Origin of the sequence: Methanoculleus sp. UBA374 (assembly GCA_002508705.1) — an archaeon.
Classification (GTDB): Archaea; Halobacteriota; Methanomicrobia; order Methanomicrobiales; family Methanoculleaceae; genus Methanoculleus; species Methanoculleus palmolei.
In genome coordinates, this window is record DAYL01000019.1 from 1 (window position 1) to 13,059 (window position 13,059).

Sequence of the window (13,059 nt, forward strand, 5' to 3'; positions counted from 1 at the left end):
CAGATGCTGCTCGGCAACCTGGGCAGGCCGGGAAGCGGTGTGAACCCGCTCCGCGACCAGAACAACATGCAGGGCGCCTGCGACATGGGAGCCCTTCCAGACGTCTACTCCGGTTACCAGAAGGTCACCGATGAAGCGGCCCGAAAGAAGTTCATGGACGCCTGGGGCGTCGATATCGCCGAAGGCGAAGTCGGCTATACCGTCACCGAACTGATGAACGTCCTCGCCGACAACCCCGGCGAGATCAAGGGGCTCTACATCATGGGCGAGAACCCGATGCTCTCCTGCCCGGACCTCCACCACGTCGAGAAGGGCCTTCGGAACGTCGAGTTCATGGTCGTGCAGGACATCTTCATGACCGAGACCGCCGAGCGCGCCGACATCGTCCTCCCCGCTGCCTGCTACGCCGAGAAAGACGGCACCCAGACGAACACCGAACGGCGTGTCCAGCGCTGGAGGAAGGCCCAGGAACCTCCGGGTGAAGTGAAGGAAGACTGGCAGATCATCTGCGAACTCGGCGCGAAGATGGGCTACGCAGAGCAGTTCGCCTACAAGAACCCCGAAGAGGTCTTCAACGAGATCGCCGCCGTCACGCCGTCCTACCACGGCATGTCCTACGAGCGGCTCGACCCGGACGGCCTGCAGTGGCCCTGCCCAACCGAAGAGCACCCGGGGACCCCGATCCTCCACCGGGAGTGGTTCTCCAACCCCGACGGTCTCGGCATCTTCGCCCCGATCGAGTGGAAACCTCCGGCGGAGGTCCCCGATGCCGAGTATCCGTTCGTGCTCACCACGGGGGGGGTCATCTGGCAGTGGCAGACCGGCACCATGACCCGCCGGTCATGGGACCTTGAGAGGGAGGCTCCCACGGGCTGGATTGAGATCAACCCCGAGGACGCACAGGCGCTCGGGATCAAAAATAAGGAAATGGTCCGGGCAAGCACCCGCCGTGGGTCCGTCGACGTTCCCGCAAAGGTGACCCCCGACATCATGAAGGGCGTCATGTTCATGCCGTTCCACTATCGGGAGTGTGCGGCGAACATCCTGACAAACAACGCGCTCGACCCTATCGCCAAGATCCCCGAGTATAAGGCCTGCGCCGTGAAGGTTGAGAAGATCAAGGAGGCGTGAATAATGGCAGGAAAAGGCGATTTACTCTATGCGTGGACGACGGACGAGGGCCTCCGGGAAAAAGCGGAGACAGGCGGGGCGGTCACTGCTCTGCTGCGCCACGCCCTCGAGAGTGGTATGGTCGACGGAGTCTTTGCGGTCCGGAAAGGCGCGGATGTCTACGACGCGGTGCCGGCCCTGATCACGGACCCGGCCGAGATAGGGGGGATTGCCGGTTCGCTCCACTGCGGCACCCTGCTCCTCCCCAAACAGATGCGGCGATGTCTCCTTGCTCCCGATCCGGCTATGCGGATCGCCACCGTCCTGAAGGGCTGCGATGTCAAGGCGATCTACGAGATGGCCAAGCGCAGCCAGGTCAACCTGGACAACATCATCGTGATCGGCCTCAACTGCGGCGGCACCATCCGGCCGGAGACGGCGCGGATCATCGTCCGGGAAAGACTCGGTCTTGATCCCGACGATGTTGTCAAGGAGGAGATCGACAAAGGGAAGTTCATCGTTAAGACAAAAGACGGCCATCATGCCTCGATTTCGATCGACGAACTTGAAGAGGGCTCGGAGGACCTCCTCGGGAACGAGGGGCTCGGCCGCCGGTCCAACTGCCGCCGCTGCGAGATCAAGATCCCGCGCCAGGCGGACCTCGCCTGCGGCAACTGGGGCGTTATCGGTGATTTGGCCGGTAACGCCACTTTCGTCGAGGTCTGCTCCGAGAAGGGCGCGAACCTCCTCAACGGTGCTGTTGCGGCCGGGGCCGTCGCCACCGAGCCCGCAAACCCGAAGGGCATCGAGATCCGCGGCAAGGTCGAGAACGCGATGTTGAAACTCGGCGATAAGTGGCGGGCGCGCTACTTCGGGGCGCTCGGTGAGGGTACGGAACGCTTGAACCGGATCCGTGAGCAGACGAGCCGGTGCATCAAGTGCTATGCCTGCGTCGAGAACTGCCCGATCTGCTACTGCATCGACTGCAGTACGAAAAAGGACTACCTGGTCGAACCGGGTGTGATCCCGCCGCCTTTCATGTTCCACCTGATCCGGTTCGCGCATATCTCCGACTCCTGCGTCAACTGCGGCCAATGTGAGGAACTCTGCCCCGTGGAGATAGCAAACTCGGTTTTTCTCCACGCCATCCAGACCGATCTCGAGAGACTCTTTGGGTTCCACCCGGGAGCGGATATGACCCCGCCGGTGCTTGCGCTCGTCGAGGAAAGTGCGGAGCGTGACCGGCTCGTCTCCACCGGAAGCGATCAGATCTTTGATATCTTTAAATAACGCCGTTCCGAAGGATCGTCGTTCGAGCACCGTGAGGTGCGTTTCCGCCGTTCCGAAGGATCGTCGTTCGAGCACCGTGCGATGTAGGTCGTGTGTGGGGTGCGGGGCCGGGGTCTCTCCGCCGCTCCCCTGGCGCGGTCCCGGCCCCGCTCCCCCATACGGCTGTGGAGTGCGACACCCATACACCGCTGGCCACAGAGACCCGACAACGTCCCTGGTTCCTCGGATATCGCCGGAGAGCACCATACGGACCTCTTCAGGTGCGGGTTTGCGGCCAAGGTCCTCCCTGCAGTCTCGCCTCCTCCGGCTTCTCAAAACGCGCAGGTGTCCTCCAACTATTTCCCCGGGTCGTCTGTTGCCCCGACGCGAGTATACGCGAAAATCCGGAGACCTGCGCGCCCGCCCCCGTGCACCCGCTCAAATACTCTCCAGAAGCCCACCTGTATTCCGCGTAACTTCAAAGGGATGGATGAAACCACGATTTATCGACTCCTCTCGTTTAACGACAGAAATTAACTTACGACAGGGATAAACGCTTTAATTTAGATTGCGCACTCCGTGCGCCACTATCATTTCGAAACCTATTAATAGCACTCTCAGTTTACTGATTAATTAGACCTATACACTCTGATTACTTGATGGTATAGGTAGGACGTTTAGAGAGGTGTATGAAAAATGGTGTTCCATCCTCCAGTTGCTATCGTAGCAAAAGCGGGTGATTCTGGAAAGTATAAAGTCGGACTACCCGTCTGGAACATGATCCTCCGTGGTATCATGTCCGGGGCTTACATCGCTATGGGTGGTGCCCTGGCAACGGTCTGTTCCACCGGTATCATGGCATCCGACGCTGCGATGCGGTTCGGTTTTGCAAGTCCGGGTGTCGCCCAGCTCGTTCTGGGTGCCGTCTTCCCTGTGGGGCTTATCATCACGGTCCTGACCGGTGCCGAGCTCTTCACCGGTGACGCGATGCTCGCCCCCATGGCAGCGTTCATCCACAAGGTCAGCTGGGCAGGCGTGCTCAACCTCTGGCTCTGGGTGTATATTGGAAACTTAATCGGGTCGTTAATCTTTGCGTATATCATGGCATACGGCCCGTGTGTCAGTTTCGACGCCGCCGGAAACGCAACGCTCACGGCGTTCGGTCTACGCGCAATAAGTATCGCGACGGCAAAGACGAGTTACGTCGGCGGTATGGCGCTGTGGTCGGTCTTCCTCAAAGGAATCGCCTGTAACTGGCTCGTCAACCTCGCCATCCTGCTCGGTATCTGTGCCGACGATGCGATCGGTAAGATTGCCGGTATCTGGTTCCCGATCTTCGCCTTCGTTGCCAGCGGGTTTGAGCACAGCGTTGCGAATATGTACTTCATCCCCACGGGTCTCCTCTGCACGGGTCTTGACCCCTCGAAGGCAGTCGATACGCTCACCTGGACGACCATGTGGACCAGCAACATCATTCCGGTCACGATCGGCAATATCGTCGGTGGTCTGCTCTTCGTAGGTATCCTTTACTGGGTCGCGTTCAGAAAGGAAATTGCAGCCCTCAAGTAAACCTGATTGACGATGCAGATCGGAAATATTAAAGTGAGGGTGACGGTCGTTACACTGGCCGTCTTCCTCTTTTTTATGGTCCTGATCGCAGTATACGTCCTTGCTACCGGGGACGTATCCGCGCTGATCTGGAGCGTTCCTGCGGCTGTCATGCTGATCCTCATACCGCTTGCACTTAACTACATGAGCCAGAAGCAGTATGCATCACTGGTGCCGACCTACGAAGCGGAAGCAAGAACCGTCCGGATACGGGAGATCAACCTGAACATGCTCGGGACACCGGTGCGTGTGAAAGGAGTCGTGGAGCGGACGTATTACCAGTTCCTCAACCGCCCGCAGTATCTCGTCGCCGACCGGACAGGCGAGATCTCGGTCAAGATGTTCACCTCCCCCTTAGAAGATGTGCAGAAGGGGGATGTAGTCGAGGTGCTCGGCGTCATCGTCAAGCGCTATATCCTGACCGGGGACGCGGTCATCAATTGTGTATCTATACGAAAAATAGAGAACGTTCAGCAATCCTGACGCCTTCGTGCGTCAAGCAATTCAGTGAAGGGACGGTTGACATCGGATAGCATCCTGCCAACATCACCTTCGCGCGTTGCCCTTAAAACGCCGTGTCAAGCCCGTCATCTATCGATTTTGCCCCTGGCTTTCTATTGAGGTACTCGATATACTCCTCAAAGAGATGGATCCGGGTGCTCACCGGAAACGGGATCCCTATTGTGCTGATGACCGCCTCTCCCGGCTCAAGCGTCTGAATCTCGGTGTCCAGGCGTGAAAGGTCCTGTTTTGCGCTGCTTGCGATGGTGTCGCGGTCCCCCCGGTCGGAGAGCCCCATCACCACGAAGGTGTTAATCTGGGCCAGAACCCGGGCATCGATATTCTTCGGCTGCTGGGTGACCACACAGAGCCCCACACCGAACTTTCTCCCCTCCATCGCGGCTTCCCGAAAGATCTGGGTGCTCCCCGGCCCCGACCCAAGAACCCGTTGCGCCTCCTCGATGGTGATCAGCACCTGTCTTGGTTCCTCTTCGCCCCCGGCCCCTTCTCCCTGGTGGTTGCGCATAATCTTGCGCGTTATGATGGAGAGCACGAAGAGTTCGCTCTGTTCGCTCATCCCCGGGATATCGATCAGGACGACCTTGTTCTCGTGGAGTTTCTGGAGGATATCGGGGATCGAGGAGCCGCTCTGCCGGAGGAACCCCCTGTTCCGGTTGAGCATGCCGGTGATGCGCCGTTGCATGACCGAGAGCGTGCTCGGCGCGAAGTTCTTTACGTCGCGGGCAATCCGGGGGTGCCGCCCGCTGTAGGTCCCGGCGTCAAAGGTTGCAAAGTCGGTGTTCTGGAAGAAGTCGATCACGTCGGAGCCCGGCGTGCTCTCGAGCATCTCCACCACCTCGCGCTGGGGCGGGGAGTGTTCGTAGAGCAGGAGGAGATCGGGCGCCCGGAAGTCGTTGTAATCCAGGTAGAGCTGGTCCAGGTGGTACCTCTTCCGGAACTGCTCCGACCGTGTGGAAAAGACGGAGAGCCCGTCCCTGCCGGCCTGGTAGTGCAGGAGCCCCCGGGTGTCCTTGCCGCTCGACGACCGCCCGCCGGCCACGTACTCGCCGTGCGGGTCGACGATGAGCAGCCCGAACTCGCGTGCCCGCATACAGGATGCACAGAAGACCTTCATGAAGTTGCTCTTTCCCATGCCGGTCGTGGCAAAGACTCCCATATGCTGCCGCATCACCGCCGCGTGGAGCGCCACTTTCACGTCCTGCAGTACGCCCTGACCGGTCTTCATCACTCCGACCTCGATCTCGCCCATCACCTGCCGCAGGAACGCAAAGTCGCCGGCCTGCGGCCGCTCCACACGGGAAAATTTCGCAGGGATCGTCCGGGGTTTGCGGAAGGCGCCGTCTTTGCTCACGTAACCGAGGGGGATCGCCTCCACGAGGATGAAGACGTCCTCGTCGATATTGTAGAAGTGCTCGGTATGGGGGCGGGTGTCCCACTTCGGGTCGGAGAAGTTACAGTCGTGGAGCAGGTCGCTTATTTTGGCAAAGAACGTCAATCCTTTGACGTGATCGGTGATCTTCAGGATGTCCCCGAGGTAGAGTTCTTCGTCGTGAGGAACGGCAAACCGGTAATTGAGCACCCGGTCCCCGATCAGGCGGTATTTCGAGGCGTCGTCGCCGTCAATATCGGTCAAATTCATCGTGGTAGTCTCCAAAGATGCTGATGTAATCGGCAAGGCTCATCCCGAGCCGGTCCATGCCCCGGAGTATGTCCTGACGGACCTGGCCGATTGTATCCTTTCCGATCCTGGTGGTGAGGTGGGCGTCGAGGAGCGGGTAGGGGTAGCCCGTGACCCTGCCGTCGTCGGCAAAGGACGCAAGCGCGGAGAAGACCTCTTCGACCAGGTCCTGGCTGTAATACTTGGGAATCTCCACCTTGAAAGCCCGCTGCGCCCGCGGGTGCAGCCGCGCTACATACTGCTCGCCCCGCTGCTTCCAGAGGTGCGTCTCCTCCCGGTCGAGAAGGCCTTTTGCGGCGGAGACGCAGAGGTACCAGGGTTCGGGAGCCTCGAGGTCGCGGGCAAGCCCTTCCGCCGCCGGGACGATCGGGTGCCCGCCCCCCCAGGTGAGCGACGTCCGTTTCGTCACGGCGGCGACGAGCACTCCCCGGAGGTTGCAGAGATTCAAGAGTCCCTCGATGACCTCGTCGTGGCTTGCGTGGCGGACCTGGAGCGTGCCGTCAAGCACGATGAGGTCGCCGGCGTCGAGTTCCGCGGCCATCTCCGTCGCCGCCCAGTACTCGAGGGTATCCCGCATGACGGCGGCGTTCCGGACCGGATCGTCGTGGTCGAGGTGCACCTTCGGGGGAGCGTGAAAGCAGTCGTGGAAGAGCGCGTCGAAGTCTTCGTTTCCGTTCCCGGGGTTGACGGTGACGACGTGCAGGGGTGTTGTCCGGCGGCAGATGCGTGAGGTGCCGGCATATGAACTGACCGCAGCCCGGACGGCCGCAACGGCAAAACTGCCTGCATCGAGGACGATGGCGTTGCTCCCGTCCACCGCACAGACCACACCGTCGAACTCGGGCCGGCAGCGGTGGTATGACGACGCATCAAAACCGCTGCACGCCGTGAACTGCCCGGAAAGGTCGTCCGGAGCCGCATCCCGGATCTTTCCTGCAACCCGCCGGATCGCATCCCGGTAAAGGGCCTTCTGGTCCATCACTCGCACTCCCTGACCTGGCTTGCCTGGTCCGCCCCCATCTCGACCATGAGCGTCGTCGAGAACTCATCCTGAACCTCGGTGATGTGGGAGATCAGGATAATCTGGGGGAAATGGGCCTCCTGTGTCCTGAGTGCGCAGAGCAGGTTGTTCCGCCGCCCTTCGTCCTGGCTCCCGAAGATCTCGTCGAAGATCAGGAACGTGGAATCATGCACCTCGTTCACTTCGGCAAGGAACCTGGAGAGGGCGATCCGGAGGGCGATGGCGATGTCGTCCTGTTCGCCGCCGCTGAACCGGTCGGCCGGATAGTCGTCTCCCAGGTCGTGGACGAGGACGGTGAAATCGTCGTCGAGCATCACGGTGCCGTAGCGTCCGTCGGTGATCTCGGCGAGCACCCTTCCTGCCTCCTCCTCGATCCGGTCCCTGATCACCTGCAGCAGGTAGTCCGTGTAGTCCTTGATGAGCGACCGGGTCAGTTTCAGGCGCCCGATCTCCAGGGTGAGAGCCTCCTGCTGTCTGGCAAGGTCCTCCGCCCGGGCAAGTTTCCCGGTCTCGGCCTCGATATCCGCTTTCAGGCCGGTTATCCCGGCGGCGATCGCGTACCTCCGCTCCCGTGCCGCCATAATCTCCCGCTCGCAATCCGCGAGTGCCTCCTCCGCCGCCGCGACCATCCGTTCGTCAAAACCAAGGTCGACGATAGCCGCTCTGACCCGGGCGAGTTCGGCCTCCCGGTTCGCGAGAAGGGTCTTCCTGGCTTCCAGCGCATCGAGGAGCCGCGGAACCTCTTCGAGACGAACCCGGAGTTCAAGCGCTTTCCGGTGCGCCGCTTCGGCGCGGCTGCACTCCTCGGTGCAGCGCGCGAAGCGTTCCGGATCGAACGAGAGGCGGATGAGTTCGCCTTTCGCGGATTCCTGCCTCTCCCGGAGTTTTTCGCTCCTTGCAAGAACCGTCTTCTGTTCTTCTTCCAGCGCCGGCCGCCGCAGGAGTCGGGCCTGCGCCTCCGTGTAGGCCCGGAATGCCTCCTCAAGCGCCTGTGCTTCCGCATCAAGGCGCTGAAGGACCTCCTGATCGAACCCGAGTCGGGAGACCTTCGCCTCAATCTTCTCTTTGCGGGCGAGGTAGCCCTCGACGTCGACGATGAGCCGCTGCCGCTCCTCCTGGAGGACCGGGAGGCGGCTGCACTCGCCCCGGAGGGTATCTGCCGTCGCCCGCTTCTCCGCGAGATCCCTGATCCGCTCCTTGAGGGCGGTATGCGCTGCCGGGTCGTAGCCGTCCATGCCGAGCGCCTGTATCGCGTCACGGTGCTCCCCGGCCTCTGCCCGCCACCGCTGCACGGCGCTCGCGCTCTGCTCGTGTCGGGATACATACAGCGCGTGCTGCTCTTTTAAGCGCTGGTACTCGGTGCGCTGCCGGTGCAGGTCCTGCAGGGCGGCGATGAGGCTCTCGCGGTCGGCGGTCGCCTTCGTGTACTCCTGTTCGAGGTCTGCAAGCGCGGCCTGCATCGACGCGGCAGCAGCCGTAAGGTCGCCGACCAGTTCCTCATAGTGTTCGCCGAGGCTCTGGTGGCATGTGGGGCAGGACCCTTCCGGACCCGCAGCGATGATCTCCGCCCGGTGTTCGGCCGTCCGCCGGATCTCTTCGCGGAGTGCCTCCCGGCGTTCGGCGCAGGCACTGATCCGCGAGGTCAGGGAGTCTTTCCGACTCTCCGCGGACTCGATCTTCTCATCGATGGCGTCCATCCCGGCGAGGCGCCGGGCAAGGTCGGCGATCTTACTTTCGAGCAGGCTCATCTCTTCGGATGCGGTGCGGACCTCCTTCAGGCACCGCTCTTCCTGCCGGGCCTTCTCCAGAGCCGCATGGAACGCCTCTTCCCGGTCCCGGAGGGCGTCGAGGCTGCCGATCTCCGTTTCGAGCGCACGAAGGCGCCGTATCTTTTCTTCGATCCCTTCGATCTCGACCCGGTTCTCCCGAACGCGCCGCTCCGTCTGGGCGAATCGTTCGTCCATGCGGGCAAGTTCTTCCCGGAGAGCGTCGTACTCCGGCTGGAGGGCCTTCATAGCCGCGATACGGTCCCGGAGGGTCTGCCGCTCCACGACCTTCCGGGCACGGTCGTCAGCCGTCTTTTCGGCATCTGCAAGTGCGGCGAGTTCTGCTTCGATCTTCGCGCGACGCTCGTCGTACTCCCGGACCTGCTCGTCCACGGTCTTCACTTCGAGGGTCAGGCGGTCCGAGGCGGCCTTCTCCTCCGTCATCGCGGCAACCTCCGCCTTCAGGGGTTCGTAGCGCCCGGCGAGAGGCCTGAGTTCGTCGAGTTCGGCCTGCAGGTTCCTGCGCTCTGCGACCTCCGCCTCCCTCTCCCGGCATTCGCTTTGGAGCCGTGCGATCTCGCCCGTGAGCCCCTCGTCTTCCCGCGCGAGGTTCAGGTACCGGTCGCGGACGGCGAGCAGCCGGTCGCGCTCCGCCCGGGCACGTTCGAGCGCCTCCCCGGCTTTTCTCTCGGCGTCGCCCGCTCGCTCCGCCTCTTCGTCTGCACCGGCGAGATCGGCGCGGAGCGCCGAAATCCGGTCGCGGACGGCGTCGGCATCCACCTCCCGAATGCGGCCGGAGAGTTCCAGAGCGGCGCTTTCCCGGGCATCGATGACCTGTTTGAGGTCTTCCATACTGTCCTTCTTGAGGTAATCGATGCCGAGCACCTGCATGAACCAGTCCTTCCGGGACCCGGCCCTGCTCTCAAGCAGGGTCATGAGTTCCTTCTGCCCGGCGTAGATGGTGTTCCGGAAGTCGCCCGGACCCATGCCGACGATCCGCTGCACCTCCTCTCCCACCTTCTGGACGCTGCTTGCAAGAAGTTTCTGGTTCAGGTAGAGTTTTGCTTCGTGGAGGGTCGAGGAAGGGCGCCGCTTGAACCGGCGGACGACAGCGTACTCGTTGCCGCCGACCAGGAAGTCCAGGCGTACCTCACAGACGTCCTGTGGACCCGCAAAGGAACTGACGATGTAGTTTCCGTCGAGCCCGGTCCCCTGGAGCCCGTAGAGCGCGAAGAGAATGGCGTTCACGATGCTGCTCTTGCCGGTCCCGTTGTTTCCGACGATGCCCGTGATCCCGTCCTGAAAAGTAATCTCCTGGTCGCGAAACCGCTTGAAGTTCCGCATCCGGAGTTTATTCAGCAGCACTCTCTCCCTCTCTATGGCGTGCGATGACCGACCGGAGGACTGCCGTCCCGGTCTTCTTCACGAACTCCTCTTCGCCGGGTGCGAGGTGCTCCCTCTCCACAAAACGCTCGAATTCACCGATATAGTCCACACCGACAAGCGAGTCTTCATAAAAGATCCGGGACGGAGCGTCGACGGCAATCACCTGCAGCTTGAGGTTCAGCGCCCGGCTCCTGACCTCCGAGAGGGCCTTCTGGTCGAGCGCGCGGAGTGTCTCGCGGCGTATCCCGTCGAGCGTGACCTGGCAGATCTGTCGGTCGATCCCGGTTTTATCGGCCGCGTCAAGGATGCCGTCCATGACCTCCCGGGCCGAGAGCCCGTCGCAGTTGATCCGGCCGAGGCTGATCATGGGGGTATGCGGGAGGTCGATATGTTCGACCTCTCCGGAAGCGAGGTCCACGGCGAGGCCGCCTTTGGTCTCTGCGATCTCGCCGTAGTTGCAGTATTCAAGAGACCCGCTGTACCAGGCGTTGTCGGCGACCTGCACCTGGCCGTGGTAGTGGCCGAGTGCGATGTAGTCGAACCGGTCGGAGAGGATCGTCGCGTCCAGTTCATGTTCGGCGACGGTGTGCAGCCGCTTATCCGAGAGAATGCTCGCGAGGCCGTGGGTGACGAGAACGTTTGTGCCGGGAGAGTATGCGATCTCCTCGAACGCCGTGCGGTATCCTTCGGGGAGGAGCATATTCGGTATCAGGTGAAATACGACATCGTCCAGTTCGACCCGCCTGTAGCGGTTGTGGTGGGCGACGTAGAGGTCGTTTGTGCGGTAGCCGCTTCGCTCGAGCACCTCGAACGGTGAGGCCGTGTACCGGGTCTTGGCCATGCTGTGGTTTCCCGCGATCACGAGCACCGGTATCCCTGCGTCCCGGAGGCGGGAGAGAGCGTCGAGCGCCGTCGTGTAGGCGCGGGTCTTCGGCTTGACCTGGTGGAAGAGGTCGCCCGCGTGGACGAGCGCATCGGGGTGAAGGTCGATGATCCGGTCGACGGCGGCAAGGAAGTTGTCGTAGACGAGATGTTCGCGCAGGTTCATCCCGGTCTCCGGATCTACGCGGTTAAAAGCCGATAACCCGAGATGCGTGTCTGCTATGTGGACGATCTTCATGCTCCATTACTCTCCATGTCCCCCGTGCATAAATGCCTGATCTCCGTGGCGTGAAAGTGTCCGGTGCCGTCCCGGCGCCCATAATACGCTTAATCTAATATATCCTCACTGATATTTGTATGGTGATCTTTTGTCAAAAAGGGCCGTAGATGCAGTTTTTCAGGCACTCTTTATCCTCTCCGACATCCGGTTCCTGCTTCGGGAGACCGCTCCGGGGCATGACCTCGATGAAACGCAGAAAGCACGTGCTGCAGCCTCCCTTGAGAACGTGAAGCGGCAGATTGCAATCATCGAGGAGGAGTTGATCCGGTGAAATGCGCGGCCGATATCGATGTCCGCGACGTCGAGGAGATGTACATCAACATCGACCCGATCCAGGCGGGTGGGCGGCTCACTCTTGAAGCCATGAAAGCGGCAATTGCTTTCGGCGACGGCTACTCGGTCTGTGACAACTGTCGAAACCCTCCCCGGCTCGACTACATCCGAAACCCCCCCATTGCACAGTTTCACGCCGACCTCGCCGCGTGGCTGAATATGGACACGGCGCGTGTGGTCCCCGGGGCGCGCCGGGGGTTTCAGGCGGTCGCGAGCACCCTCGTCTCGAAAGGCGACCCGGTCATCCTCACGTCGCTTGCCCACTACACCGAGTTTATGGCGGTTGAGGAGGCGGGGGGGGTTCCGCGGGAGATCCCGAAGGACGCAGCGAACCACATCACCCCCGACGCCGTCGCGGAGAAGATCGAGGCGGTGATCCGGGAGTTCTCGAAGACACCGCCCCTGCTCTTCGTCGACCACGTCGACTACCAGTATGGGAACGTCCACGACGTCGCGGGCATCGCGAAGGTCGCCCACCAGTACGACGTCCCGGTCCTCGTCAACGGGGCCTACACGGTCGGGGTCCTGCCGGTCGACGGTAAAGCGCTCGGCGCCGACTTCGTGGTCGGGTCGGGGCACAAGAGCATGGCGGCCCCGGCGCCCTCCGGCGTCCTTGCGACGACGAATGAGCACGCGGCGAAAGTCTTCCGGACGACGCAGGCAAAGGGGGACGTGACGGGCAGGACGTTCGGACTAAAGGAGGTTGAGATGATGGGCTGCACCTTGATGGGCGTCACCGTCGTCGGGATGATGGCCTCGTTTCCCCATGTCCGGGAGCGGGTGCAGCACTGGGAGACCGAGGTGGCGCACTCGCAGTCGGTCGTTGACGCCCTCCTCTCCGTCGAGGGGACGAAGGTTCTCTCGGACTGCCCGAGGCAGCACACCCTGACCCGGATAGACACCCGCGGTTCGTTCGATACGGTGGCGCAGCATCACAAAAAACGCGGCTACTTTCTTTCAAGCGACTTGAAAAAGCGAGGAATCACCGGTGTCATCCCCGGCTCCACGAAGGTCTGGAAGTTTAACACTTTCGGGCTGACCGCAAAGCAGATCCGGCATGTCGGGGAATCGTTTGTCGAGGTTGCCCGGGAGAATGGGCTGAATATTCTCTGAAAATTCTCGGATTTTTTTGGGCGAGTGCGTGCAGGCCGGAGCAAGCCACGGTCTCACGCTCGATGATTTCCTTGCGGACGGTAGTTGGCCT

General features: G+C 61.6%; 10 protein-coding genes. 6 read left to right on the forward strand and 4 right to left on the reverse strand.

All coding sequences use genetic code 11. The features are described from left to right. From BRA42_RS05645 to BRA42_RS05660, 4 genes are all read left to right on the forward strand, one after another. On the forward strand, positions 1-1,131 hold a 1,131-nt coding region (locus BRA42_RS05645), incomplete at its 5' end, for a molybdopterin oxidoreductase family protein (protein ID WP_292410841.1). Positions 1,132-1,134: 3 nt separating this feature from the next. Beyond that, on the forward strand, positions 1,135-2,400 hold the full coding sequence (locus tag BRA42_RS05650) for a Coenzyme F420 hydrogenase/dehydrogenase, beta subunit C-terminal domain (protein WP_292410842.1): 1,266 nt from the start codon (positions 1,135-1,137) through the stop codon (positions 2,398-2,400). A 675-nt stretch (positions 2,401-3,075) separates the two neighbouring features. Further along, positions 3,076-3,948, forward strand: coding sequence for a formate/nitrite transporter family protein (locus BRA42_RS05655; RefSeq protein WP_292410843.1), 873 nt, complete (start codon positions 3,076-3,078; stop codon positions 3,946-3,948). A gap of 12 nt (positions 3,949-3,960) precedes the next feature. Beyond that, entirely contained in the window at positions 3,961-4,470 is a 510-nt protein-coding gene (locus BRA42_RS05660) for a nucleotide-binding protein (protein WP_292410844.1), read from the forward strand. 82 nt (positions 4,471-4,552) lie between these two features. On the opposite strand, the gene BRA42_RS05665 is transcribed toward BRA42_RS05660, so the two are convergent. The 4 genes from BRA42_RS05665 to BRA42_RS05680 are packed head-to-tail and all read right to left on the reverse strand — an operon-like array spanning position 4,553 to position 11,480. Then, positions 4,553-6,148 (reverse strand): ATP-binding protein, encoded by a 1,596-nt coding sequence (locus BRA42_RS05665; RefSeq protein ID WP_292410845.1) that lies wholly within the window; start codon positions 6,146-6,148, stop codon positions 4,553-4,555. Continuing rightward, complete coding sequence (locus BRA42_RS05670) at positions 6,129-7,166, reverse strand: DNA double-strand break repair nuclease NurA (protein ID WP_342770260.1); 1,038 nt, start codon at positions 7,164-7,166, stop codon at positions 6,129-6,131. Before BRA42_RS05670 ends, BRA42_RS05665 begins: the two co-directional genes overlap by 20 nt. Then, positions 7,166-10,339, reverse strand: a complete 3,174-nt coding sequence (locus BRA42_RS05675; protein ID WP_292410847.1) for an AAA family ATPase — start codon at positions 10,337-10,339, stop codon at positions 7,166-7,168. The genes BRA42_RS05670 and BRA42_RS05675 overlap by 1 nt, the downstream gene beginning before the upstream one ends. Next, on the reverse strand, positions 10,326-11,480 hold the full coding sequence (locus BRA42_RS05680; RefSeq protein ID WP_342770261.1) for an exonuclease SbcCD subunit D: 1,155 nt from the start codon (positions 11,478-11,480) through the stop codon (positions 10,326-10,328). Before BRA42_RS05680 ends, BRA42_RS05675 begins: the two co-directional genes overlap by 14 nt. 130 nt (positions 11,481-11,610) lie before the next feature. Between BRA42_RS05680 and BRA42_RS05685 the strand changes: the two genes are divergently transcribed. Then, complete coding sequence (locus BRA42_RS05685) at positions 11,611-11,793, forward strand: hypothetical protein (RefSeq protein ID WP_292410849.1); 183 nt, start codon at positions 11,611-11,613, stop codon at positions 11,791-11,793. Then, positions 11,790-12,968: an O-phospho-L-seryl-tRNA:Cys-tRNA synthase gene (pscS, locus tag BRA42_RS05690; protein WP_292410850.1), complete on the forward strand. Its 1,179-nt coding sequence runs from the start codon at positions 11,790-11,792 to the stop codon at positions 12,966-12,968. The genes BRA42_RS05685 and pscS overlap by 4 nt, the downstream gene beginning before the upstream one ends. Positions 12,969-13,059 lie beyond the last annotated feature (91 nt).